General features: G+C 59.2%; 21 protein-coding genes. 8 read left to right on the top strand and 13 right to left on the bottom strand.

Annotation, left to right across the window (positions count from 1 at the left end):
- Positions 1 to 3: 3 nt before the first annotated feature.
- The 7 genes from lepB to rpoE all read right to left on the bottom strand — a co-directional run bounded on the left by lepB (position 4) and on the right by rpoE (position 6,602).
- The gene (lepB, locus tag HWX34_RS15780; RefSeq protein WP_178973125.1) at positions 4 to 966 is read right to left on the bottom strand and encodes a signal peptidase I; all 963 of its coding nucleotides are present in this window, start codon (positions 964 to 966) and stop codon (positions 4 to 6) included.
- Positions 967 to 2,760 (bottom strand): translation elongation factor 4, encoded by a 1,794-nt coding sequence (gene lepA, locus HWX34_RS15775; RefSeq protein ID WP_178973124.1) that lies wholly within the window; start codon positions 2,758 to 2,760, stop codon positions 967 to 969.
- 65 nt (positions 2,761 to 2,825) lie between these two features.
- Positions 2,826 to 3,065, bottom strand: coding sequence for a glutaredoxin family protein (locus HWX34_RS15770; RefSeq protein WP_178973123.1), 240 nt, complete (start codon positions 3,063 to 3,065; stop codon positions 2,826 to 2,828).
- A complete protein-coding gene (locus tag HWX34_RS15765) occupies positions 3,062 to 4,477 on the bottom strand; it encodes a DegQ family serine endoprotease (protein ID WP_178973122.1) in 1,416 nt (471 codons plus the stop codon). Before HWX34_RS15765 ends, HWX34_RS15770 begins: the two co-directional genes overlap by 4 nt.
- A 93-nt stretch (positions 4,478 to 4,570) precedes the next feature.
- Positions 4,571 to 5,527: a MucB/RseB C-terminal domain-containing protein gene (locus tag HWX34_RS15760; RefSeq protein ID WP_178973121.1), complete on the bottom strand. Its 957-nt coding sequence runs from the start codon at positions 5,525 to 5,527 to the stop codon at positions 4,571 to 4,573.
- Positions 5,527 to 6,000, bottom strand: coding sequence for a sigma-E factor negative regulatory protein (locus HWX34_RS15755; protein WP_178973120.1), 474 nt, complete (start codon positions 5,998 to 6,000; stop codon positions 5,527 to 5,529). The genes HWX34_RS15760 and HWX34_RS15755 overlap by 1 nt, the downstream gene beginning before the upstream one ends.
- Positions 6,001 to 6,002: 2 nt before the next feature.
- Positions 6,003 to 6,602 carry an RNA polymerase sigma factor RpoE gene (rpoE, locus tag HWX34_RS15750; RefSeq protein ID WP_045847946.1) on the bottom strand — a complete coding sequence of 200 codons (600 nt, stop codon included), beginning with the start codon at positions 6,600 to 6,602 and terminating at the stop codon, positions 6,003 to 6,005.
- 243 nt (positions 6,603 to 6,845) lie between these two features.
- On the opposite strand from rpoE, the gene prpB reads away from it, so the two are divergent.
- The 4 genes from prpB (at position 6,846) to prpF (ending at position 13,206) form a co-directional block, all read left to right on the top strand.
- On the top strand, positions 6,846 to 7,727 hold the full coding sequence (gene prpB / locus HWX34_RS15745) for a methylisocitrate lyase (RefSeq protein WP_178973119.1): 882 nt from the start codon (positions 6,846 to 6,848) through the stop codon (positions 7,725 to 7,727).
- A 138-nt stretch (positions 7,728 to 7,865) separates the two neighbouring features.
- Positions 7,866 to 9,014: a 2-methylcitrate synthase gene (gene prpC, locus HWX34_RS15740; protein WP_059287001.1), complete on the top strand. Its 1,149-nt coding sequence runs from the start codon at positions 7,866 to 7,868 to the stop codon at positions 9,012 to 9,014.
- A 69-nt stretch (positions 9,015 to 9,083) separates the two neighbouring features.
- The gene (gene acnD, locus HWX34_RS15735) at positions 9,084 to 11,684 is read left to right on the top strand and encodes a Fe/S-dependent 2-methylisocitrate dehydratase AcnD (protein WP_178973118.1); all 2,601 of its coding nucleotides are present in this window, start codon (positions 9,084 to 9,086) and stop codon (positions 11,682 to 11,684) included.
- Between the two features lie 328 nt (positions 11,685 to 12,012).
- A complete protein-coding gene (gene prpF / locus HWX34_RS15730; protein WP_178973117.1) occupies positions 12,013 to 13,206 on the top strand; it encodes a 2-methylaconitate cis-trans isomerase PrpF in 1,194 nt (397 codons plus the stop codon).
- An 80-nt stretch (positions 13,207 to 13,286) separates the two neighbouring features.
- On the opposite strand, the gene HWX34_RS15725 is transcribed toward prpF, so the two are convergent.
- Positions 13,287 to 14,786, bottom strand: a complete 1,500-nt coding sequence (locus HWX34_RS15725; RefSeq protein ID WP_178973116.1) for a GGDEF domain-containing protein — start codon at positions 14,784 to 14,786, stop codon at positions 13,287 to 13,289.
- Between the two features lie 368 nt (positions 14,787 to 15,154).
- On the bottom strand, positions 15,155 to 16,003 hold the full coding sequence (gene asd, locus HWX34_RS15720; protein ID WP_178973115.1) for an archaetidylserine decarboxylase: 849 nt from the start codon (positions 16,001 to 16,003) through the stop codon (positions 15,155 to 15,157).
- 187 nt (positions 16,004 to 16,190) lie between these two features.
- Here asd and HWX34_RS15715 point away from each other — a divergent pair, with 187 nt between their 5' ends.
- The gene (locus tag HWX34_RS15715) at positions 16,191 to 16,739 is read left to right on the top strand and encodes an NADPH-dependent FMN reductase (RefSeq protein WP_178973114.1); all 549 of its coding nucleotides are present in this window, start codon (positions 16,191 to 16,193) and stop codon (positions 16,737 to 16,739) included.
- Positions 16,740 to 16,920: 181 nt separating this feature from the next.
- Positions 16,921 to 17,595, top strand: a complete 675-nt coding sequence (locus HWX34_RS15710; RefSeq protein WP_178973113.1) for a hypothetical protein — start codon at positions 16,921 to 16,923, stop codon at positions 17,593 to 17,595.
- Between the two features lie 48 nt (positions 17,596 to 17,643).
- Here the strand turns inward: HWX34_RS15710 and HWX34_RS15705 are convergent, their stop codons facing one another.
- Both HWX34_RS15705 and lysA read right to left on the bottom strand, forming a co-directional pair.
- Positions 17,644 to 18,429, bottom strand: coding sequence for an ABC transporter substrate-binding protein (locus tag HWX34_RS15705; RefSeq protein ID WP_178973112.1), 786 nt, complete (start codon positions 18,427 to 18,429; stop codon positions 17,644 to 17,646).
- Positions 18,430 to 18,540: 111 nt separating this feature from the next.
- Entirely contained in the window at positions 18,541 to 19,926 is a 1,386-nt protein-coding gene (gene lysA / locus HWX34_RS15700; protein ID WP_178973111.1) for a diaminopimelate decarboxylase, read from the bottom strand.
- 96 nt (positions 19,927 to 20,022) lie between these two features.
- Between lysA and HWX34_RS15695 the strand changes: the two genes are divergently transcribed.
- Entirely contained in the window at positions 20,023 to 20,919 is an 897-nt protein-coding gene (locus HWX34_RS15695) for a LysR substrate-binding domain-containing protein (RefSeq protein ID WP_178973110.1), read from the top strand.
- Between the two features lie 49 nt (positions 20,920 to 20,968).
- On the opposite strand, the gene HWX34_RS15690 is transcribed toward HWX34_RS15695, so the two are convergent.
- Both HWX34_RS15690 and HWX34_RS15685 read right to left on the bottom strand, forming a co-directional pair.
- Positions 20,969 to 21,181: a sigma factor-like helix-turn-helix DNA-binding protein gene (locus HWX34_RS15690; RefSeq protein WP_045847980.1), complete on the bottom strand. Its 213-nt coding sequence runs from the start codon at positions 21,179 to 21,181 to the stop codon at positions 20,969 to 20,971.
- Between the two features lie 166 nt (positions 21,182 to 21,347).
- Entirely contained in the window at positions 21,348 to 22,595 is a 1,248-nt protein-coding gene (locus tag HWX34_RS15685; RefSeq protein WP_178973109.1) for a TIGR03862 family flavoprotein, read from the bottom strand.
- 242 nt (positions 22,596 to 22,837) lie between these two features.
- Between HWX34_RS15685 and HWX34_RS15680 the strand changes: the two genes are divergently transcribed.
- Positions 22,838 to 24,466: a methyl-accepting chemotaxis protein gene (locus HWX34_RS15680; protein ID WP_178973108.1), complete on the top strand. Its 1,629-nt coding sequence runs from the start codon at positions 22,838 to 22,840 to the stop codon at positions 24,464 to 24,466.
- The last annotated feature ends 4 nt before the right edge of the window (positions 24,467 to 24,470 follow it).

Genomic DNA, 24,470 nt, shown 5'->3' with positions numbered 1-24,470 from the left:
GTATTAGTGGATGCTGGTGCCGATGCGAGACAGGGCACCGAAGTTCATCCAGATCAGGAAAGCCTTGCCTACCATCAGCTTGTCGTCAACAAAGCCCCAGTAGCGGCCATCCAGGCTGTTGTCCCGGTTGTCGCCCAGCATGAAGTAATGACCGGCCGGCACTTTGCAGACAAAGCCGTTGTCATCATACTGGCATTGGTCGCGATAAGGGAATTCTGACACCTGCCCCAGTGCCACCACCGGCGCATCCGGAATGTTCAGGACCTTGTATGCCTTGCCGTCCATCACTTCCTTGAACTGGTCGTTGTGTATCGTACCCAGGCTTTGTTCAAGATAGTCATAAGTACCGTCTTTTTCATCCGGCACGGCCTTGCCATTGATGGTGAGACGCTTGTTACGGTATTCCACCACATCGCCAGCCAGACCAATCACACGCTTGATGTAGTTGACCTTGGGGTTGGGCGGATAGTTGAACACCACCACGTCCCCACGGCTGACCTTGCCGACCGGCACAATCACGTTGTTGAGCACCGGCACGCGAATGCCGTAGGCAAACTTGTTAACCAGAATGAAGTCACCCACCACCAGCCCCGGACGCATGGAGCTGCTGGGAATCTGGAAGGGTTCCACCAGGAAGGAACGCAACAGGAATACCACCAGGATGACCGGGAAAAACCCGCGCGAGTATTCAACAAAGTGCCCGGCTTCACCAGCGCGCTTCTTTGCCAGCAGATATTTGTCCAGCGCCCAGACCACACCGGTCACCAGCACGAACACCAGCATCACCGCCGTGAAGCTCATGTAATTGGACAACAGGCCAAAGCCACCGATCACCAGGGCCAGATAGCCCCACTGCACCGATACCGGCCAATCTTTCTGCCCGACTTCACGCTGACCACCAAATGCAATCAGCATGCCACCGACAATCACGGCAACGATAAATACCCAGAACAGGTTTTCGCCCACTTATTTGTCCCCTACTTGAAGAATGGCCAGGAAAGCTTCTTGCGGAATTTCCACATTACCCACCTGCTTCATCCGCTTTTTACCGGCCTTTTGTTTTTCCAGCAGCTTTTTCTTACGGGTGATATCGCCGCCATAGCACTTGGCCAACACGTTCTTGCGCAAAGCCTTCACCGTTTCACGGGCAATGATATGCCCACCGATAGCCGCCTGCACAGCGATGTCAAACATCTGGCGCGGAATCAGCTCGCGCATCTTGGATACCAGTTCACGACCGCGATACACGCTGGAAGCGCGGTGCACAATGAGGCTGAGCGCATCCACTTTCTCGCTGTTGACCAGCACGTCCAGCTTGACCAGATCGGCGCACTGGAATTCCTTGAACTCGTAATCCAGCGAGGCGTAGCCACGGCTGGTGGACTTGAGCTTGTCGAAGAAGTCCATCACCACTTCGTTCATCGGCATATCGTAGGTCAGCATCACCTGGCGACCCAGATACTGCATATTGCGCTGTACGCCGCGCTTCTGGGTACACAGGGTAATGACTGCGCCCACGTAGTCCTGCGGCACCAGAATGTGCGCAGTAATGATGGGCTCGCGGATTTCCTCGATCTTGCCCGGGTCCGGCAGACGCGACGGGTTTTCCACCTGGATGATGCTGCCATCCTTGAGCACCAGCTCGTACACCACGGTAGGTGCCGTGGTGATCAGGTCCATGTCGAACTCGCGTTCCAGACGTTCCTGCACGATTTCCAAGTGCAACAAGCCCAGGAAGCCGCAACGGAAGCCAAAGCCCAGCGCCTGCGATACTTCTGGCTCGAACTTGAGCGATGCGTCGTTCAGTTGCAGTTTTTCCAGTGCATCGCGCAGTGCTTCGTAATCGTGGCTTTCCACCGGGTACAGACCGGCAAATACTTGCGACTGCACTTCCTTGAAGCCCGGCAGCGGCTCGGTGGCCGGGGTTTTCATCAGGGTGATGGTATCGCCCACCTTGGCCGACTTCAGTTCCTTGATGCCGGCAATGATGAAGCCCACCTCACCTGCATTCAGCACTTCGCGCTGTACCGATTTTGGCGAGAACACACCCACCTGCTCCACCAGATGCTCGGCACCGGTGGCCATGAACTTGATCTTGTCCTTGGGACGAACCTGACCGTCCTTGACGCGCACCAGCATCACCACGCCGACATAGTTGTCGAACCAGGAGTCGATGATCAGCGCCTTGAGCGGGCCGTCCGGATTGCCTTCCGGCGGCGGAATCTTGCTGACCACGGTTTCCAGGATGTCCTGAATACCGATACCGGACTTGGCCGAGGCGCGCACGGCATCAATGGCTTCAATGCCGATGATGTCTTCGATTTCCTGCGAAACACGCTCGGGTTCTGCCGCGGGCAGGTCGATCTTGTTGAGCACCGGCACCACTTCCACCCCCAGATCAATGGCGGTGTAGCAGTTGGCTACTGTCTGTGCCTCCACCCCTTGCGAGGCATCCACCACCAGCAGTGCGCCTTCGCAGGCAGACAGCGAGCGGGAAACCTCATAGGAGAAGTCCACATGCCCCGGGGTGTCGATCAGGTTCAGGTTGTATACCTGACCGTCGCGCGCCTTGTACTGCAAGGCTGCCGTCTGGGCCTTGATGGTAATGCCGCGTTCTTTCTCGATATCCATCGAGTCGAGTACCTGGGCACTCATTTCACGCAGTTCGAGGCCACCGCAAAACTGGATGAAGCGGTCGGCCAGGGTCGATTTGCCATGGTCGATATGGGCAATGATCGAGAAATTTCTGATATGTTTCATCGGTATCCAGCAAAAAGATAAGGGCACGCTGGCGTGCCCTCGAACAACTCACACTGGCGCGGATTTTAGCCGATTTCGCCCAAATGTGCAGCCAAAGCAGGAATATCCAGATGCCAGTGACAAATCTCTTGTTCACCATCCATCAAAACCGGCACTAATTCGTTGAATCTGGCTTCCAGCACCGGGTCTGCATCCACATCCAGCACTTCCAGTTCAAAGCCGTGCCGGTCTTGCCACGGCTTGAGTTCTGCCAGCATCTGATGGCACAAACTGCAGTACTCCCGGAAATACAAAGTCAGCTTCATTCTTCTCCACCAATACTCAAAGGCACAAACAGGGTGATGCCCTGACGCCAGAGCTGCAAGGCCAAGGCGCTGCCCTTGGGAGCGGCCGATACTGCCGCCTTGAACTGGGCAAAACTGCTTAGCGCTTCACCACCCAGGCCAACAATCACATCTCCGGGCTGAATGCCGGCACGGGCCGCGGCGCCACTCACCCGTTTCACCTGCAAACCGTACTTGGCACCCACTTTAGCCAGCTGCGCAGGGGTTAGCTCTTGCAAGGCGAGGCCCAGCTGCTTCATGTTCTGCGCATCGGGTACTGCTTGCGGCGAACGGTACTCGCGCTGAGCGGTACGGGCGTCTTCGGTCTTCAGCTCTTCCGGCACCACGGTCAGCTTCTGCATGGCACGGTTGCGCCACACTTCCAGCACTACGGGCTTGCCCGGACGAATGGCACCGATCAGGCGTGGCAAGTCTGAGGAAGACTCCACTGCCTGACCGGCAACGGAGAGGATGATATCACCGGTTCGCAACCCCGCCTTATCAGCCGGACTTTTTTTCTCTACATCGTTAATCAGGGCACCGGCGGGCTTGGCCAGACCAAAAGATGCGGCCAGATCCTTGTTCAACTCCTGAATGGCCACGCCGATGCGACCACGACTGACCTTGCCGGTGGCCTTGAGCTGATCGGCCACATTCATGGCCACATCAATCGGAATGGAGAAGGAAATACCCATGAAGCCACCGGAACGGCTGTAGATCTGGGAATTGATACCAATCACTTCGCCTTTGAGATTGAACAGAGGGCCACCGGAATTACCTGGGTTTACTGCAGCATCGGTTTGCAGGAAAGGCACAAAGTTTTCATCCGGCAGCAGGCGATTCTTGGCCGAGACAATGCCGGAAGTCACCGTGTTTTCAAAGCCGAAAGGCGAGCCGATAGCCAATACCCACTCACCCACCTTCACGTCTGCCATGTTTCCCAGCCGCACCACTGGCAGGTTCTTGGCCTCAATCTTGAGCAAAGCCACATCGGTACGCGCATCCGAACCGATCACCTTGGCCTTGTATTCACGCTTATCAGTCAGGGTGACGGTAATTTCGTCCGCCCGCGCCACTACATGGGCATTGGTCAGCAAGTAGCCATCCGGCGAAATGATGAAGCCGGAACCGAGCGAACGCTCCTGCCGCTCTTGCTGTTGTTGCGGTGCAAAACGGCGGAAGAATTCGAAGAATGGATCACCCTCCATGCCTTCGGGCATGGCACTGACATTCTGCTTGATGGTGGATGTGGTGCTTACGTTGACGACAGCACGCCCTTCCGTTTCAACAATACGGGTGAAGTCAGGCAAATCAGCGGCCAGGGCAGCCGCAGGTTGGACAGTGAATGCAGAAGCCGCCAGCATGGCAGCCACGATCAGCTTTTTGATCGACATGGTCGCTCCATCTTGATGTGGTTTGCACAGAAAACAGCGGAAGGTTAAAACGGCCGACCACCCCGAGCAAGGCGGGAAGGTCGGCCAGCACCATCATGGCTTGAGTGTGATCTTGAGGTTCTTGATCATCGCCAGCATGGTCGGTTCGGGCAGATCGCCCACCAGGGTGACCAGATAATCCCCCTGCGGGGCCGTGGCCATGTTGACTGCGCCATGCAGGTTCACCGCACGTTCGGCACGGCTGTCGCCCTGCGGCTCGATGAACAGCGACAACATCACCAAGCCATCGCTATACACCATGTGTCGCACCGTACGCTCAGCCTGACCGGGCAGGCTGCGTTGCACGGCACGCAGCAACTTGAAGCCGACGGGCATGCCGACAACTTCGGACGGCGCGTCAGCATCCAGTGTCATTTGTGGCGCACTGGCACTGCGCAATACATAACTCAGCTTGTATTGCGGCTTGAAGGCTGCACGGTCTTTCGGTCCTTGCAATTCGACTTCGGTAAAAGTGAACTGCTCTACCGGTTCCCCTGCGGCATTTTGCGTGATCACCTTCAGCGGCAAATTGCTGACCGGATCGACGCACATGCGCAAGACATAGCGCTTGCTGTCCTTGGGTTTGAGATCCAGCCAGTTGCAATCACGCTGCGCCACCCTGTCCTTGCCACCATGCTTCAGCGTGTAGGACTGGGCAATATTGCTGATGTCGTCGGGCAAGATGGCCGGGAACAGGCGCATGGCACTGACCTTGGCCGCCCCCAGCGATTTGGCATCGGGCGCATAGCAGACCAACTCAAAACCCTTGCGGATGATCTCGCGCGACGGGCCGTCCAGCGAGGTGCGTTTTTCCTGAATGTTGTCACCAGAACCGGCACGCACAATACGGTAGGTTTCCAGAGAGGCATTCATCTGATGCAGGTAGGTGCCGCTCAGTGGCAATTGCCTTGCCGCTGCTGCGGCCTTTTTTACCACCAGCCAATCATCGTCCGCGTGAGCCAGTACGGCCACTCCCATCAGACAAACCCCGGAGAGCTGTGTCAGACGCATCAGTGGCGGACTCCATTCCCGTAAGCAACCTTGACAACGCTCTGATCCGCGGTCATTTCCTGATGAGCAGCCAGGTAGAGATCGTCGTGCTCCTGGGCCGACTGTGCCGCAGCCACCGGCACACCGCGATCCGCCACGGCGGAGTCAGCATTGCCATGCGACAGTTGCTGCCAACCGACAACAGCGGCAAAGCTGACACTGGCAGCCAGCGCCACCGCACCTGCCCGGCGTGAACGGATGGGCGCAAACCAGCGGCGCGGTGCCAGTACCGTGGGCTCGGCAACCAGGCGCTCGGCAACACGCTGACGCACATTGACGCTCACATGGGTGTTGTCACGCATGGCATCCCCGATCAGGTGATAGGCATCCCACACCTGCTTGAGTTCCTCTTCTTCCGTGATGGCTTTGATGGTTCTGTCCGCAAGCTGCCCGTCCAGCTCGCCATCCATCAGTGCAGATAATTTTTCTTTCATACCTACCACCTTTTGTTTTTTGCCGTATCCAGCAATGGCCTCAACTCGGCAGCAATAGCCTCCCGCGCACGGAAAATACGCGAGCGGACGGTGCCGATAGGACAATTCATGACCTGTGCAATCTCTTCGTAGGACAGCCCGTCCATTTCCCTGAGGGTAATGGCCGTTCTGAGTTCCTCCGGCAAAGCCTGCACGGCACTGTTCACTGTCGTCACGATTTCCTTGTTCATCAGCTCGGTTTCAGGCGTATTCATGTCGGGAACTTGCGACGCCAGGTCGAAGCTCTCGCCATCTTCGTCTTCAAACTCGCTGTTCACCACCGGACGACGCCCGGCTGAACTGAGGAAATTCTTGGCAGTATTGATGCCGATTCGGTACAGCCATGTGTAAAACGCGCTCTCGCCACGAAAAGATGGCAAGGCGCGATACGCTTTGACGAATGCTTCTTGCGTCACATCTTCGATGTCGGCGCCGTCGCGAATGAAACGTGACAAAAGTCTGGCCAGACGACGCTGATATTTTCCAACAAGCAGGTCGAAAGCTCTTTTTTCACCTCGCTGGGCACGCTCCACCAACTGTTGATCGATCTCACGATCACTCATGTCGTTGTAATGCTCCCTGAATTGTCCACTGGTTTAGTTGTGTGTACTGCTGTGTGAACACAACGCTAGACAGTGGCTCGTGCAATGAGTTCCCCCGAGCTTTGCTGCCCGGAAACATAGCAGACCTTGCGCAAAAGCTGAAACTTTCCTCCTTGATACATGAGGTGATAGAGCATTTGCACTCCAACCAAGCACTTGCTAGAATGACTGCAACATTACCCGGATCAACATAAGGACCCTGCCATGAGCACACCCGGCCAACGCTTCCGTCTCGCCGTAGAACAAGAAAAGCCGCTGCAGGTTGTAGGTGCAGTCAACGCCTATGCAGCACGTTTGGCCGAACACTCAGGCTTCAAGTCCCTTTATCTGTCGGGCGGCGGTGTGGCTGCCTGCTCCTGCGGCATTCCGGACCTGGGCATCACCACCCTGGAAGACGTGCTGATTGATGTGCGCCGCATTACCGACGTGACCGAACTGCCGCTACTGGTGGATATCGATACCGGCTGGGGTGGCGCTTTCAATATCGCCCGCGCCATCCGCAGCCTGGAAAAAGCCGGTGCAGCCGCCGTGCATATTGAAGACCAGGTGCAACAAAAGCGCTGCGGCCACCGCCCCAACAAGGCCATTGTCAGCCAGGAAGAAATGGTAGACCGCATCAAGGCCGCCACCGATGCACGCAAGGATGACAGCTTCGTCATCATGGCTCGTACTGACGCACTGGCGGTGGAAGGGCTGAACTCCGCCATCGACCGTGCAGTCGCCTGCGTGGAAGCCGGTGCCGACATGATTTTCCCGGAAGCAATGACCGATCTGGCCATGTACAAGCAGTTTGCCGAAGCCGTGGGTGTGCCGGTGTTGGCCAACATCACCGAGTTTGGCTCCACCCCGCTCTACACCACGCAGGAACTGGGTGAAAACGGCGTGTCGCTGGTGCTCTACCCACTATCCGCCTTCCGCGCCATGAGCCAGGCTGCACTGAATGTGTACGGCGCGCTGCGCCGCGATGGCACCCAGAAAAACGTGCTGGACCTGATGCAAACCCGCATGGATCTGTACGAACACCTGGGCTACCACAGCTACGAGCAAAAGCTGGATGGGCTCTTTGCCGAAGGCAAAAACAAGTAATTGCCCGCCGAAGGCAAAAACAAATAACTGCCTGCCACCAGCAAAACTGGCAGCACAACCAATCAGGCCGGGCGGCCATGAGCCACCCAGCCATGCGTACAACAGTAACAGCAAAGAAATTGTCCAAGGAGAAATGGCATGACTGAAGTGGTTCTGACTGGCAAGCCGAAGAAATCGGTCGCCCTGTCCGGCGTTGCCGCCGGCAATACCGCCCTGTGCACGGTTGGCCGTACCGGCAACGACCTGAGCTATCGCGGCTATGACATTCTGGATATCGCCGACCAGTGCGAATTTGAAGAAGTGGCCTACCTGCTGGTGCATGGCAAGCTGCCGAACAAGGCCGAACTGGCTGGCTACAAGCAAAAGCTGAAAGCCCTGCGTGGCCTGCCGCAAGTGGTGAAAAGCGTGCTGGAAGCCCTGCCTGCCTCCGCTCACCCGATGGACGTGATGCGCAGCGGCGTGTCTGCCTTGGGCTGCACCCTGCCGGAAAAGGACGACCACAATATTGCCGGTGCGCGTGACATTGCCGACCGCCTGATGGCTTCCTTCGGCTCCATGCTGCTGTACTGGTACCACTTCAGCCACAACGGCAAGCGCATCGACGTGGAAACCGACGACGACTCCATCGGCGGTCATTTCCTGCACCTGCTGCACGGTGAAAAGCCGTCCGAGCTGTGGGTGAAGGCGATGCACACCTCGCTGATCCTGTACGCCGAGCACGAATTCAATGCCTCCACCTTTACCAGCCGCGTGATTGCCGGTACCGGTTCGGACATGTATTCCAGCATTACCGGTGCCATTGGCGCGCTGCGCGGCCCGAAACACGGCGGCGCCAACGAAGTGGCGTTTGAAATCCAGAAACGTTACGACAACCCGGACGAAGCCGAAGCCGACATCAAGGCCCGCGTGGAACGCAAGGAAGTGGTGATTGGTTTTGGCCACCCGGTGTACACCATCTCCGACCCGCGCAACAAGGTGATCAAGGAAGTGGCACGCAACCTGTCCGCCGCAGCCGGCGACAGCAAGATGTTCGACATTGCCGAGCGTCTGGAAAGCGTGATGTGGGACATCAAGAAGATGTTCCCCAACCTGGACTGGTTCTCCGCCGTGTCCTACCACATGATGGGCGTACCGACTGCCATGTTCACCCCGCTGTTCGTGATTGCCCGTACCAGCGGCTGGAGCGCACACGTGATCGAGCAACGCATTGACGGCAAGATCATCCGTCCGTCGGCCAACTACACCGGCCCGGACGATCAGGCTTTCGTGCCGCTGGCACAACGCTGATGGTCAGGGGAGCTAAGCCGCAAGGCTTGCTCCCCGCTTTGCCTCCACCCTGAGAGTTATAGCGACGCCATGAACAAAAACTACCGCACCCAATTGCCCGGCAGCCAGCTGGACTACTACGACACCCGCGCCGCCGTTGACGCCATTGTGCCCGGCGCCTATGCCACCCTGCCCTATACCTCGCGCGTACTGGCCGAGCAACTGGTGCGCCGTTGCGAACCGGAACTGCTGACCGACGCGCTCAAGCAACTGATCGAACGCAAGCGCGACCTGGACTTCCCCTGGTATCCGGCGCGCGTGGTATGCCATGACATCCTGGGCCAGACCGCACTGGTCGACCTGGCCGGTCTGCGTGACGCCATTGCCGACAAGGGCGGTGACCCTTCGCTGGTCAATCCGGTAGTGCCGACCCAGTTGATTGTCGACCACTCGCTGGCCGTGGAATGCGGTGGTTTCGACCCGCAGGCTTTCGAAAAAAACCGTGCCATTGAAGACCGTCGCAATGAAGACCGCTTCCACTTCATCGAGTGGACCAAGACTGCCTTCAAGAATGTGGATGTGATTCCAGCCGGCAACGGCATCATGCACCAGATCAACCTGGAAAAAATGTCGCCGGTGATTCAGGTGCGTGACGGCGTGGCCTTCCCCGACACCTGTGTCGGCACCGACAGCCACACCCCGCACGTGGATGCACTGGGCGTCATCGCCATCGGCGTGGGCGGCCTGGAAGCAGAAACCGTGATGCTGGGCCACCCGTCCATGATGCGCCTGCCGGACATCGTTGGCGTCAAGCTCACCGGCCAGCGCCAGCCCGGCATTACCGCCACCGACATCGTGCTGGCGCTCACCGAATTCCTGCGCAAGGAGCGCGTGGTCGGTGCTTATGTGGAATTCTTTGGTGATGGTGCGGCCAGCCTGTCCATCGGCGACCGTGCCACCATCTCCAATATGTGCCCGGAATATGGTGCCACCGCTGCCATGTTCTATATCGACCAGCAAACCATCGACTACCTCAAGCTGACCGGCCGCGAAGCCGAACAAGTAGCGCTGGTGGAAAACTATGCCAAGGTGAGCGGCTTGTGGGCCGACAGCCTGGCGACGGCACAATACGAACGCGTGCTGGAATTCGACCTGTCCAGCGTAGTGCGCAATATGGCTGGCCCGTCCAACCCGCACAAGCGCCTGCCCACCTCGGCACTGGCCGAGCGCGGTATTGCGGTTGACCTGGACAAGGCGCGTGCCGAAGAAGCCGAAGGCCTGCTGCCGGATGGAGCGGTCATCATTGCCGCCATCACCAGCTGCACCAACACCAGCAACCCGCGCAATGTGGTGGCTGCCGGCCTGCTGGCCAAGAAAGCCAATGAACTGGGCCTGCTGCGCAAGCCGTGGGTGAAGTCCTCGTTTGCGCCGGGCTCCAAGGTGGCCAGGCTGTATCTGGAAGAAGCCGGCCTGCTGCCGGAACTGGAAAAGCTGGGCTTTGGCATCGTCGCCTATGCCTGCACCACCTGTAACGGCATGTCCGGTGCGCTGGACCCGAACATCCAGCAGGAAATCATAGACCGCGACCTGTACACCGCCGCCGTGCTGTCCGGCAACCGCAACTTCGATGGCCGCATCCACCCGTATGCCAAGCAGGCTTTCCTGGCCTCGCCGCCGCTGGTGGTGGCTTACGCCATTGCCGGCACGGTGCGCTTCGACATCGAAAAAGATGTGCTGGGCGTAGTGAATGGCAAGGAAATCCGCCTGCAGGACCTGTGGCCGTCTGATGAGGAAATCGACGCCATCGTGGCGCGCTGCGTGAAGCCGGAACAGTTCAAGCAGGTGTATATCCCGATGTTCGACCTGGGTCAGGTGGAAGAAGCCAAGAGCCCGCTGTACGACTGGCGTCCGATGTCCACCTACATCCGCCGTCCGCCGTACTGGGAAGGCGCACTGGCCGGGGAGCGCACGCTCAAGGGCATGCTGCCGCTGGCGGTGCTGCCGGACAACATCACCACCGACCACCTGTCGCCGTCCAACGCCATCCTGGCCAGCTCGGCCGCTGGCGAATACCTGGCCAAGATGGGCTTGCCGGAGGAGGACTTCAACTCCTACGCCACCCACCGTGGCGACCACCTGACCGCCCAGCGCGCCACCTTTGCCAACCCGCAACTGGTGAACGAAATGGCGGTAGTGGATGGCGCAGTGAAGAAGGGGTCGCTGGCGCGTATCGAGCCGGAAGGCAAGGTCACCCGCATGTGGGAAGCCATCGAAACCTATATGGCCCGCAAGCAGCCGCTGATCATCATTGCCGGTGCCGACTACGGCCAGGGCAGCTCGCGTGACTGGGCCGCCAAGGGCGTACGTCTGGCGGGGGTGGAAGCCATTGTGGCCGAAGGTTTCGAGCGTATCCACCGCACCAACCTGGTGGGCATGGGCGTGTTGCCGCTGGAATTCAAGGCCGGCACCAACCGCAAGACGCTGGCCATTGACGGCACGGAAAGCTACGACGTCAAGGGTGACATCTCGCCGCGCTGCACGCTGACGCTGGTGATTCACCGTCGCAACGGCGAAACGCTGGAAGTACCGGTCACCTGCCGTCTGGATACCGCGGCCGAAGTGCGGGTGTATCAGGCCGGCGGCGTGCTGCAGCGCTTCGCCCAGGACTTCCTGGAGTCCACCACTGCTTGAGTTTTGCTGCCCCCGGCCTGCAGGTATGTCCCTGCCAGTAGACCGGATTCAGGGCAGCCCCCTCAGAACCAGTTCATAGCCAGCTGCGTTAGTTGAGAATGGGGGCGATACCGCGTTAAAAACGTCTTCGGAATGCTCATTGACTCCATGTCAACTCCGCTTCCTCAGCCGCTTTCGCCTTGTCTCGCTCTAGCTCGCAAGACTCTGAACAGATTCTTATGATGCAGGGGCGGCGCGAACGTCAGTTTCGTCGCCGCCCTGTTGCTTGCCACCCTATTCCGGCAATGCCTGTTGATGGTTTTGCCCACAGCAACACAGGAGAGTTTGCATGGCCCATGCACCGCAAATCCGCATTCCTGCCACCTATATCCGTGGCGGCACCAGCAAAGGCGTGTTCTTCCGTCTGCAAGACCTGCCTGCCGCCGCGCAACAGCCCGGCCCGGTGCGCGACGCCATCCTGACGCGGGTGATCGGCAGCCCCGACCCCTACGGCAAGCAGATTGACGGCATGGGCGGTGCCAGCTCCAGCACCAGCAAGACGGTGATTCTGGCCAAGAGCAGCCGTCCCGATCACGACGTGGATTACCTGTTCGGCCAAGTGGCTATCGACAAGGCCTTTGTCGACTGGAGCGGCAACTGCGGCAATCTGTCTGCCGCTGTCGGCTCCTTTGCCATCATGAGCGGGCTGGTGGATGCCAGCCGCATTCCGGCCAATGGCGTGGCCACGGTACGCATCTGGCAGGCCAATATCAGCAAGACCATCATCGCCCATGTACCCATCACCAATGGTGAAGTACAGGAGACCGGCGATTTCGAGCTGGACGGCGTCACCTTCCCGGCGGCCGAAGTACAGCTGGAATTCCTTGATCCGGCCGACGAGGGTGAAGGCGATGGCGGCGGTGCGATGTTCCCCACCGGCAATGTGGTAGACACGCTGGATGTTCCCGGCGTGGGCAGTTTCCAGGCCACCATGATCAACGCAGGCATTCCCACCATCTTCCTTAATGCGGCCGAACTGGGTTATAGCGGCAGCGAGCTGCAAGACGCCATCAATGGCGACGCGGCAGCGCTGGCCCGCTTTGAAACCATCCGCGCCCACGGCGCCATCCGCATGGGGCTGATCAAGGACCTTGCCGAAGCCGCCACCCGCCAGCACACGCCCAAGATTGCCTTTGTCGCCCCGCCGGATGGCTATACCGCCTCCAGCGGCAAACAGATTGCAGCCACTGACATCGACCTGCGCGTGCGCGCCATGTCCATGGGCAAGCTGCACCATGCCATGATGGGCACCGCTGCGGTGGCCATCGGCACGGCAGCCGCCATTCCCGGTACGCTGGTGAATCTGGCCGCCGGCGGCGGGGAACGTCAGGCCGTGCGCTTTGGCCACCCCTCCGGCACTCTGCGTGTGGGCGCGGAGGCCAAACTGGTGGACGGTCAGTGGCAGGTCAGCAAAGCCATCATGAGCCGCAGCGCCCGCGTACTGATGGAAGGCTGGGTGCGCATTCCCGGCGACAGTTTCTGAATCCGCCAAGCTGTTCTGTTCATGCAAATGGCCACCTACACGGTGGCCATTTTGCTTTGTCTTCCGGGCAAGGACAGGCTTCAGCCTGCCACCACCACCCGATTACGCCCGGCGCGCTTGGCCTGATACAAAGCCATGTCCGCCTGCTTCACCCAGGCTGCCTTGTCCGCCATCCGCAAGCTGCTGCTGGCCACACCCAGGCTCAAGGTCACCTTGATATCCACCTGATTAGCATAAACAGGCCGGGCGGCCATGTTCTGACGCAGTGATTCAGCCAGCGTCACCGCTTGCTCCAGCGAAATTTCCGGCAACACCAGCAGGAATTCTTCGCCACCATAACGAATAGCCGTGTCATGCAAGCGCATATGCTCCTGCAACAGCATGGCCACTTGCACAATCACCTGATCCCCCACATCGTGGCCATATTCATCATTTACCTGCTTGAAGTGGTCGATATCCAGCATGATCAACACCGCTTGCTGGCCAGAGTGCTGGCAGCGCACCCATTCCTGTTGCAGAACCTCGTCTCCGGAACGGCGATTAAGCAGACCGGTCAGCCCGTCCAGCCGCACCAGCTGAGCCAGATAGGTATTGCTCTGCTTCAGCGCATCCAGCAATTGCTGGTTACGCCCTTGCCAGTGCAGGAACAGACGATAGGCAAAAAAGGCGTTGAACAGCACGATCAGCACGAATACCCAGAAGAACACCCAGCCGGTCTGGGTCATGACCAGCGCCGCCTGACGCACTTCCGGTGCCAGTCCATGTTGCAACTGCCCCAGCAACAAGCTGCTGCCCAGGCTCAGCGACAAATAGCCAAACACCAGCACGCCTACACTGACCAACACCAGCAACAGCACCACCAGATGGCGTGATTCACCATCACTACCCTGTACCTGCTGCAAACGTGTGTACAACCAACGCTCGGTCCGGAGCCAGGACGCAAACAGAACCGGCCCGACCAACAGCAGGTTCTGCAGAAAAAACCCCAACCACCAGCCCTGCCAGATGGGCAGTAATTCCGACAAAGGCTGATGATTGCTGTAGGTCCAGATCAGCGCGCCACTGGAACTGAAAATGCTGCCGGCAAAGGAAAGCTGGACAAAATACAACAGCGACTCCAGGCTGCGTAAACCCCGCAACATGGGCAAGGCGCGAAAGCCCAAGGCAATCACCGCCACACCCAGCGGGTCGGCAAAAGCGAACAACACCGCCCATTGCCAGGCCATGCCGGCATACAAGGCCAGCGCCAGGGTAGTGAGATAGGCCGGAATCGCCCCCCACCACCAGCCAATGCACAAGCTCCACCACAAGCTGATGAGCAAGGCCGGGTACACGGTGATGTAAATCGTCACCCCGCCAAACTGCAGTGGCATGCCAGACCACTCGTCCACCACAGACAACACCCCCAGCCCCAGCGAAACCAGCAGACTTCCCAGCCATGCGCCAAACAACAGCCAGCGCTCGCGCGGCGACAGCTGTTGCCACAAACGCCAGGGGCTGACAAAGGACGCACGCGCACCAGCAAAGGCCGCAGGAAGGGACAGCGTTGGAGAAGAGGAGCCAGCAGCGTCGGTATTCATGATGAAGTAAGGCTCACAACAGGTTTTGAAGCAAGATTTAGCCAAGCCAACCTAAGCTGGCTGGCGCAGCCTGCTCTCTTTGATGGCAGCATATACTGCTGCGGCAGTGACATTAGCATAATTCACACCTCGGCAGCATGGATAATCTGCCTTAAGCCAGCGCTAAGCCTGCTCAGCCCGGCAGAACAGAGATATTGCATGACCAGGTGTTGCATGTTGACTGCACGACAGGGAAGCCCCTGCCTGTGCTTGGCACTAGCTAGCCGATTTCCGGCCGACCCCAAATACCAAAAAACCCGGCCAAGCCGGGTTCGTGCATGAAATACGATAACGGCACCAGGCAATACCCAGACCGTACCGGATGGCATTCAGACCGTATCCGCCATACTTTCACCCAGACGCACCGGACGCGCAGGCTGCCAGTCCTGTTCAAAATGCAGGCCAGCCGTGGCCGGGAACAGCAACACAACCGTAGAACCCAGCTGGAAACGGCCCATCTCCTCGCCCTTGCGCAGCATGATGTGCTGGTCCTGATAATCCCAATGCTGAATGCGGCCCGGACGCGGCGGATTGACAATGCCATGCCAGACCGTGCCCATGCTGCCAACGATGGTGGCACCCACCAGGGTCAGCACAAAGCGGCCATGCGGACCTTCAAACTCGCATACCACCCGTTCGTTACGGGCAAACAGGCCGGGCACACCACGTGCTGTCGCCGGGTTCACCGAAAACAGGGCACCGGGCACATAAGTCATGCTGAGCAGACGCCCGTCGCAAGGCATGTGAATGCGGTGGTAATCACGCGGGCTCAGATAAATGGTGGCGAACTGGCCATCCTGATAGCGTGCCGCCATCTCGGCATCACCGCCCACCAGCGCGGTAGTGGAATAAGCATGGCCCTTGGCCTGGAAAATCTGATCAGCACGAATGGCACCAAACTGGCTGATGGCACCATCCACCGGGCAGATCAGTGCGCTAGCCGCCAATGGCCGTGACCCGTCGCGCAATGGCCGGGTAAAAAACTGGTTGAAGCTGGGATAGCTGCTGATATCCGGATTGGCGGCTTCGGCCATGTTCACCTGATAGCGTCCGACAAACCAGCGGATGACCGCCGTGGTCAGGCTGCCGGCTTCGGCACTTGCCAGCTTGCCGGCCAGAATGGTTAAAGCCTGCTTGGGCAGAAGATATTGCAGCCATACGGCAAAGCGTTCGGACACGATGTAAAACCTTGAATGCGGACAGCCGCACATTATAAGCCGGACTGCCAGTGAATGCGAAACGGTGATCTGCATTTGCCTGCACAGCCGGTCACTGACCATCAGCACTGGCAAGCTATGAATGCGCTAACTAGAATGCGGACGGGCTTCACTTCTTCTGCCCCATTTCCCCACACAAGGAACCACGATGAGCACACTTAACGTTCTGGCCATTTGCGGCAGCCTGCGCCGTGCCTCTACCAATATGGGTCTGCTGCGCTACGCCAAGGCACATGCGCCAGCCGGCATCCAGATCGAAATTGCCGACATCAGTCAGGTCCCGTTTTACAACGCCGACATCACCGAAAAACCTGCCGCCGTGCAACAACTGCTGGCACAACTGGCACAGGCTGACGCCTTGCTGCTGGGCTGCCCGGAATACAATTACTCCATGGCCCCGGCACTGAAAAACGCGCTGGACTGGGCTTCACGCGAACCGGACAACAAACTGCTGGCAGGCAAGGCTGTGGCCATTGTGGGTGCTGGCGGCGGCATGGGTACTTCGCGCGCGCAATACCATTTGCGCCAGACCTGTGTGTACCTGGACCTGCACCCGCTGAACAAGCCGGAAGTATTTGCCAATGCCTTTGCCGGCGGCTTTGATGCAGAGGGCAACCTTACCGACGAACGCCTGCAAGGCCTGGTGGTGGTGCAGCTGGAAGCATTGCAAGCCTGGGCCGCCCAGTTGAAAGCCTGATCACCAGGCAGCAGGCCCCGCGCTGTTCCACACCTGGCGGCGGAACAGCGCATTATCTTGTTTTTACTCAATTTTACTTCCATCCTGCCGATATACAGACATCTGCCGCAGGCCATACGGCACGCAGACCCGGCGCCATGCACAGGCTGGCGTCCTTCTCCGTTTTCAGCAGGAGCCTCCCATGACCGTCAACAGCGTCAACAGCAGCCTGTTGCTGAATGCCAGTTACAGCAGCAGCACCATTACCGACAGCAAAACCGGCAACACCATCAGCAGCAGCACCCTCACCGTGGACGAAGTGGTCACGTTGGGGCAAAACAGTGAGGACAACAGCGCCCTCACCTATGGCAAGCCGTCAGCAGGCAATACGAGCGCAGCCCCGGTGGATGTATCGGCATTGCTGGCCAAATCCAACCAGCAGGTGTCGGACTTCCTCAAGCTGCTGGGTAATCTGGTGCAGCAACAAGGGCTGCAATGGAACAAGGTGGTCAGCGGCGAACAAAAACTGACGGTTGACCCGCAAACCAAGGCAGAAGCCACCCAGGCAGTGTCGGAAGATGGCGAGCTGGGCATCAAGAACACTGCGCGGCGCATTCTGGACTTTGCCCGGCTGGGCATAGGCAACGACCCCGGCAAGATAGACAGCATCCGCGATGCCGTGCAACAAGGGTTTGATGAGGCCAAAAAGGCCTTTGGTGGCAGCCTGCCGGACATTAGCAACCAGACGCGGGATGCCATCATGGCCACGCTGGACGACTGGCAGAAAAACGGCCTGCCCAGCAATAACGACTACACGCTGATCCGCCCGGATTTACAGCAGGACAACAGCCAGAACACAACGGGCAGCAACAGTTGAAGCATGTCCGCAGCCCGGCATGACCGGACTGCGGGAACACCAGCCGCATCAGTAAATATCGCGGCCGAAGTACTGCACACTCAGCTTCTTGAAAGTACCATTGGCGCGCACGGCGCTGATGGCCTTGTTCAGCTTGTCCAGCAAAGCTTTGTCTTCCTTCCGCACCGCCATACCGGCACCGGAACCCAATACCTCGCGTTCGGCGGCATTGTCACCATTGATGGACGGGCCGACAAAGGCAAAACCCTTGCCCGGCTCGCTCTTGAGAAAACCCGCCTCCACTTGCAGCTCATCCTGGAAGCTGGCATCCAGCCTACCATTCACCAGATCGGCATAGGCTTTGTCCTGATCTTCATAGCGCACCACATCCATGCCGCGCGGCCCCCAGAACTTGCTCAGGTACATGTCGGCGGTAGTGCCGCGCTGCACCCCTACCCGCTTGCCTTTCATGCCATCCACCGTGAACTTGAGCGGGCTGCCCTTGGCAGCAATCAGCCGCTGCGGCGTACGGAAATAGCGCTCGGTGAAACTGACTGTCTTGGCCCGCTCGGCGGTAATGGTCATCGACGACATGATCACGTCGTACTTCTTGGCCATCAGCCCCGGAATGATGCCATCCCAGTCCTGATTGATCAGGCTGCAGCGGGCTTTCATTTCCTTGCACAAGGCAGCGGCCAGGTCCGCCTCGAACCCGACAATCTGCCCGGCCGGGTTCAGTGACTCGAACGGCGGATAGGTGGCATCCATGCCGATACGCAGATTGTTCAGGTCCGTCGCTCCCGCTTGCAGGGCGACTGCGGACAACAACACGGCACACCAGGATTGCAGCTTCATCTTGATTCCTCCGGACTGGGTGAGGTGACAAACGCACGACAAGGGACGGCTTGGTGTTATCACGCCACACCCGTCAAGGGGTGTGGCGGTACGACAAGACAGCTATCGCAATCAGGACAGATCGCGCTCCAGCAGCAACATGTCGTCGAAGCGTTCCTGACGGCGGATCAGGCGGTAATGGCCCGGCCCGTCAATCAATACGGCAGCGGAACGCGGCTGAGCGTTGTAGACAGTCTGGTTTTCCAGCTGGTAGGCACCCACATCCAGGAAGGCCAGCACATCGCCCGGCACACTGTCCTCGGGCAGCAGGAATTGCTCGCCCAGCGGGCCATGGCGGAAGTAATCGCCACCGTCACACAAAGGGCCGCCCAGCTTGACGGGCTGATTGTGGCTGTCCGTCATGCGGCTGGCGTTGTAGACATAGAAATACCAGTCCTTGTAATCCGGAATGGCATTGAAACCGGCATCCAGCATGCACCACTGCACCTGGCCCTCCACGCTGCCATCCTCGCGCAACAAGGTTTTGCGCTTGGCAGTCACCATGCGTGTGAGCAATACCCCGGCACTGCTCACCACCTTACGGCCCGGCTCGATGCAGATTTCGATATCCTCACGCCAGGCGTGTACTTCGCGGATGACGGCAGCGGCAAATTCATTGGCACCGATCTGCGGCTGCATATTGTCCGGCCCGCCCAGGCCTCGGTCAGTGGCGTAGCGGTACGGTGCCGGAATGCCACCGCCGACATTGATCATGTCAAAACGCACACCCAGTACGGTTTCCAGCTGGCGGGCACAATCCACCAGCACACGGGTGGCCGCGCCAAACGGCTCGGCATCCGGCACCTGGTCACCCACATGCATGTGCAGGCCGCACAGCTTTACATAGGGCATATCCAGTGCCAGACGGCAAATACGCTCGGCATCAGCCAGATCCACCCCGGATTTGGCGCGGAATGCCGTCATCAGGCCCTCATGGGTGGCGGCCTTGACGTTGGGCTCCACCCGCAGGCAGATGCGTACCGGAATTTGCAGCTGACGGCTGATGCGGTCGATGGTCAGCAATTCGTGCTCGCTATCCACATTGATGGCATGCAGCTGCTGGCGGATGGCGAATTCCAGCTCTTCATCACGCTTCACCACGCCGTTGTAGACAATCTGGCTGCCGGCAAAACCTGCGGCCAGACAGCGGCGGATTTCATTGGCCGAATTGGCCTCGATGCTGATGCCGGATTCGCGCACCACCTGCAATACCGCCAGCAAGGAGCAGGCCTTGGAGGCATAGCAGATACGGGTATTGGCATGGCTGGCAAAGGCCTGCTTGATTTCGTCGACATTGCGGCGGATTTCCGGCGCGGAATACACGAATAGCGGTGCGCCGAATTCTGCGGCCAGCGCGGCCAGCCCCACCCCCTCCATCTGCAACTGTCCATCAGCAGCAGACAGACGGCGGTCGTGTTGCAGGGTATATTGCCGTTGGGAATCGAAATCGTGATGCATGTGCGCTCCGTCATGTTGTGTTGTTTGTTGCCAAACATACGGAAATCGCCTAGTTTTCACGAACGAATAATTGGCATCGAACCATTCCATTCCGTCATGAATGAAACCCATCACCTGCCCTCGCTCACCGCCTTGCGCGCCTTTGTCACCGTCATCGACACCGGCAGCTTTACCGAAGCTGCACGCCGCCTGTTTCTGACCCAGGGCGCCATCAGCAAGCAGATCAGCCTGCTGGAGCAGCACTACGCCACTGCGCTATTGCAAAGGCAGCACCGGCAGATACGCCCGACACCGGCAGGTCAGACCCTGCTGCCGGTGGCGCGTGAGGTGGTGCAAAAACTGAAGGAAGTGGACAGGCAGATCAAAACCCGCAGCGACATCCTCAGCCTGCAGGTGTATGTGAGCTTTGCCGTGCGCTGGCTGATGCCGCGGCTGGGCAGCTTTTACCAGCAGCACCCGCTTACCCAGCTGCGCATCGACAGCATGGTGTACGAACCGGAGGTGCTGGACCCGGACAGCCATCAGGCCTATATCCTGTTCGGGCGCGGACAATGGCCGAACATGCAGGCCGAGCTGCTGTTACCCGAGGTGCTCAGCCCGGTGTGCTCCCCTGCCATGCGGACTGAACTGTCCGGTGTGGACAGCCTGGCAGGCCACACCCTGTTTCACACCACTCGCGACTATGAGGAATGGGTTGCCTGGCTGGATACCCAGGGCATACACACGCTTAGCGCCTACAAGCATCAAGTGGTGGACTTGCACCACCTGGCATGGACGGCAGCCGCCAGCGGGCTGGGTGTGGCGATCGGTGACATGGCCTTGCTGCAGGACGAGCTGGAACAAGGCCGGCTGGTCTGCCCATTCGACAGCCAGTTGCATACCGGTTCCGGTTACTGGCTGGTCTACCCGGAGAGCTATGCCGAGCATCCGGGCTTGCAGGATTTGCTGGCCTGGCTACGCGAGCAGGCTGGTGGCAATCACCACGCAATATAGAAAAAGCCCGGCAGCAAGGCCGGGCGACAAGTCAACAACACAGGAGAAATCACAAAGGCAAATGCGTGGACAGGGCATTGAGCTTGCGCAGTGCCTGACGGAAACGGGTGTGGGCGCGGGATACGGTGGATTCGCTGATATCCATCTGCTGGGCGGCAAAGTAGCCGGTCATGCCTTCTACTTCCATCAGCCAGACGGCTTCACGCGAGCGTTTTTTCAGACCGATCAAGTCGGCTACCTGGTTGAAATCGTCGAGTTTCATGGCGCTGATCTCCGACATCATAGGGTGGGGAAATGATGCTCCAGCCAGTGCAGCAGACACTGGCAACCCCGGTTAAACCGCTTACCGGGGCCGGTAAATTCAGCATAGATGCTTGCAAAAAAAATGCACGGACAGTTTTGCAAGCGGGAAGAAAGACCAGGCTGGCTCAGCGGCCCCTTGCGGCTAGCCAGTCCAGCATGCCTTGCCCGGCGGCGCGGCCACTGGCGAGGCACGCGGTCAGCAGATAGCCGCCGGTAGGGGCTTCCCAGTCCAGCATTTCGCCAGCGCAGAACACGCCGGGCATGTCTTTGAGCATCAGCCCGGGGTCCAGCGCCTCCAGTCGGACCCCGCCTGCGGTGCTGATGGCTTCGTCGATGGGCCGCGTAGCGTACATGGTCAGCGGCAAACGCTTGATACCCGCCGCCAACTGCTGCATGTCGTTGAATGCCTCTTTGCTCAGACACTCGCGCAGCAGGCCTGCCCTCACCCCTTTCAGGTTCAGGCGGCTTTGCAGGTGACTGGATAGCGAACGGGAACCACGTGGATGTTTTACTTCCGCCGCCACCTGCTCGGCACTCTTTTGTGGCAGCAAATCCAGATACACCGTGGCACTGCCATTGGCCAGCAAGCTATCGCGGATGGGTGCACTGAAGGCATAGATCAGATTCCCTTCCACCCCATGGCGGGTGACCACGCACTCACCGGTCTTGCGCACGGTATGACCAGCCAGATCGGTAAACTCCAGCAGCACCGACTTGAGCGGCTGGCCGGCAAACTTGTCGGCAAAGTGGCTGCTCCAGTTGCAGTCAAAACCGCAATTGGCCGGCAGCAAATCACGCACGGCCACACCACGCTCGGCCAGCAACGGCAGCCAGCTGCCATCCGAGCCCAGCTTCTTCCAGCTACCGCCGCCCAAGGCCAGCAGCACTGCATCATGACCGGCTTCCAGCTCGCCATCGGGCGTGGCAAAGCGCAATGCGCCCTGTGCGCTCCAACCCAGCCAGCGGTGTCGCACCCGGAATTGCACCCCGGCCTCGCGCAAGCGCGTCAGCCAGGCGCGCAGCAAGGGCGCTGCCTTCATCTCGCGCGGGAATACCTTGCCGGAGCTGCCGACAAAGGTTTCCACACCCAAACCATGCACCCATTCGCGCAGTTTGTCGGCATCGAAGTCCTGCAGCCAGGCGGCAACCTCGTTTTCCCGTTCGCGATAGCGACCGAGAAAGTCCGCCTTGGCTTCGGAATGGGTGATGTTCATGCCTCCCACCCCGGCCAACAGGAATTTGCGCCCGACCGATGGCATGGCGTCATACACCGTCACAGTCACACCCGACCGGGACAGCACCTCGGCTGCCATCAGGCCGGACGGACCGCCGCCAATAATGGCAACACGGGAACAAGATGAGGACGACGACATGACAACTCCTGCAGCAAGAACAAGGCAAAGCCGGCGGGCCGGCCAACAGAGGGCGGATTGTTGCAGAAAACCCGCGTACACCCAAGCAACATCGTACCCATACGGACACAAGGGGAAAAAATTTTGTTTTAAACCAAGCACAGTTAATATGACGTGCGTTACGCTGGCCGCTGTAGCAGGTCAAGCTGGCCTGGATAAAAACATAAGCAACAACAAAAGGAGGCGGGGCTCCCGTACATATAATGAAAAAATTTTCCGAATGGCCGATCTGGCTAAGACTCACCAGCGCCATCTGGTGCTGTCTGGTGGTGGCATGGAGCGGGCTGATTGCCTGGGAAACCACGGTCAGCCGTGATATTGCGGTATCGCAGGCCAAGGATTTGGCCAGCAGCATGAACGAAATGACCCTGGCGGGCCTCACTGGCATGATGATGACCGGCACGGTAGGCCAGCGTGACGTGTTTCTGGACCAGATCAAGGAACTGTCCGCCGTACGCGAACTGCGCGTGGTACGTGGCGACGCGGTCAACAAACAGTTTGGCCCCGGCAATGCCGGTGACAAGGCGCATGCCGCGGACGAAGCGGAAAAGACTGCCCTTGCCAGCGGCCAGCCTTATGTGGCTATTGAATCCAGCCCGCAACTGGGTGAGCACCTGCATGTAGTATACCCGGCGCGCGCGGCCAGCAATTATCTGGGCAAGAACTGCATGAGCTGTCACCAGGTAAGCGAAGGCACCCCGCTGGGCGCGGTCAGCATGCGTATTTCACTGGAAAAACCCTATGCATCGGTAGCGCAATTCCGTAACCAGAGCATCCTGTTTGCCGTCATCGCCTCGCTGCCGCTGATGCTGGTGGTGTTCCTGTTCATCCGCCGCTTTGTCACCCGGCCGCTGAATGCCATGGCAGGTGGCCTGGCTGAACTGGCCAAGGGCGAAGGCGACCTGACGCGCCGGCTGGAAGTACGACATCAGGATGAAATCGGCAAGACTGCCAGCCTGTTCAACCAGATGCTGGGCTCCATTGCCGATCTGGTACGCCAAGTCGGCACAGCAGCGCGCAGCGTGGCTTCCTCCTCCGGCCAGCTGAGTCAGGGCGCGGAACGACTGGCCGAGGGTTCGCAAGCCCAGAATCGCCAATCGCAGGATGCAGCGCAGGCGGTCGAGCAACTGGCCCAGCATATTGGCGATATTGCCCGCCATGCCGAACAGGTACTGCAGCAGTCGGACGAGAGCCTGCAACGCTCACAACAGGGACGGCAGAACCTGAGCCGCTTGCAACAGCAGGTCGGCGAGATTCAGCAAGCCGTCAGCATGATGTCCGAAGCGGAAACCGAGCTGGTGCAATCCACCGCCGCCATCACCGGCATGACGCAGCAGGTGCGCGACATTGCCGAACAAACCAATCTGCTGGCCCTGAATGCCGCCATCGAAGCCGCGCGTGCAGGTGAAGCCGGACGTGGCTTTGCCGTGGTGGCGGACGAAGTGCGCAAGCTGGCGGAAAAATCCGCCCTGTCCGCCCGCGAAATCGACAGTGTCACCGATGCGCTGAATCATAAAACCGGTGCAGTACGCGATGCGGTAGCGGCCAGCCTGTCCTCGCTGCAGGCCAGCAATCAGTCGGCGGCCCAGGTGGCCAGCGTGCTGGAGGCGGCCAATGACTCGGCGGTGGCGGTCCGTAATGGTCTGCAGCAAATCGTGCAGGTGACCGAACAGCAGCGCGAGGCCAGCGAACGCGTGACACGTAATATCGACAGCATTGCCGAACTGGCCAATACCAACGATGCCGCCATCCAGCACACCGTGCGCTCTGCCGAGGAGCTGGAACAACTGGCTGGCGGACTGAACGACTCGGTGGCCCGCTTCAAGGTATAACAGA

This window comes from Aquitalea sp. LB_tupeE, from assembly GCF_013391415.1.
In the GTDB taxonomy this organism is placed as follows: Bacteria; Pseudomonadota; Gammaproteobacteria; order Burkholderiales; family Chromobacteriaceae; genus Aquitalea.
The sequence above is the reverse complement of the archived record's forward strand: the minus strand, read 5'-3'. Positions and strand labels throughout refer to the sequence as shown.

Bases quoted from the DNA above. Each gene is read 5' to 3' on its own strand.
- lepA (WP_178973124.1), bottom strand. From the start codon at position 2,760: ATGAAACATATCAGAAATTTCTCGATCATTGCCCATATCGACCATGGC.
- HWX34_RS15770 (WP_178973123.1), bottom strand. From the start codon at position 3,065: ATGAAGCTGACTTTGTATTTCCGGGAGTACTGCAGTTTGTGCCATCAG.
- HWX34_RS15765 (WP_178973122.1), bottom strand. From the start codon at position 4,477: ATGTCGATCAAAAAGCTGATCGTGGCTGCCATGCTGGCGGCTTCTGCA.
- HWX34_RS15760 (WP_178973121.1), bottom strand. From the start codon at position 5,527: ATGCGTCTGACACAGCTCTCCGGGGTTTGTCTGATGGGAGTGGCCGTA.
- HWX34_RS15755 (WP_178973120.1), bottom strand. From the start codon at position 6,000: ATGAAAGAAAAATTATCTGCACTGATGGATGGCGAGCTGGACGGGCAG.
- rpoE (WP_045847946.1), bottom strand. From the start codon at position 6,602: ATGAGTGATCGTGAGATCGATCAACAGTTGGTGGAGCGTGCCCAGCGA.
- prpB (WP_178973119.1), top strand. From the start codon at position 6,846: ATGAGCACACCCGGCCAACGCTTCCGTCTCGCCGTAGAACAAGAAAAG.
- prpC (WP_059287001.1), top strand. From the start codon at position 7,866: ATGACTGAAGTGGTTCTGACTGGCAAGCCGAAGAAATCGGTCGCCCTG.
- acnD (WP_178973118.1), top strand. From the start codon at position 9,084: ATGAACAAAAACTACCGCACCCAATTGCCCGGCAGCCAGCTGGACTAC.
- prpF (WP_178973117.1), top strand. From the start codon at position 12,013: ATGGCCCATGCACCGCAAATCCGCATTCCTGCCACCTATATCCGTGGC.
- HWX34_RS15725 (WP_178973116.1), bottom strand. From the start codon at position 14,786: ATGAATACCGACGCTGCTGGCTCCTCTTCTCCAACGCTGTCCCTTCCT.
- HWX34_RS15715 (WP_178973114.1), top strand. From the start codon at position 16,191: ATGAGCACACTTAACGTTCTGGCCATTTGCGGCAGCCTGCGCCGTGCC.
- HWX34_RS15710 (WP_178973113.1), top strand. From the start codon at position 16,921: ATGACCGTCAACAGCGTCAACAGCAGCCTGTTGCTGAATGCCAGTTAC.
- HWX34_RS15705 (WP_178973112.1), bottom strand. From the start codon at position 18,429: ATGAAGCTGCAATCCTGGTGTGCCGTGTTGTTGTCCGCAGTCGCCCTG.
- lysA (WP_178973111.1), bottom strand. From the start codon at position 19,926: ATGCATCACGATTTCGATTCCCAACGGCAATATACCCTGCAACACGAC.
- HWX34_RS15695 (WP_178973110.1), top strand. From the start codon at position 20,023: ATGAATGAAACCCATCACCTGCCCTCGCTCACCGCCTTGCGCGCCTTT.
- HWX34_RS15690 (WP_045847980.1), bottom strand. From the start codon at position 21,181: ATGAAACTCGACGATTTCAACCAGGTAGCCGACTTGATCGGTCTGAAA.
- HWX34_RS15685 (WP_178973109.1), bottom strand. From the start codon at position 22,595: ATGTCGTCGTCCTCATCTTGTTCCCGTGTTGCCATTATTGGCGGCGGT.
- HWX34_RS15680 (WP_178973108.1), top strand. From the start codon at position 22,838: ATGAAAAAATTTTCCGAATGGCCGATCTGGCTAAGACTCACCAGCGCC.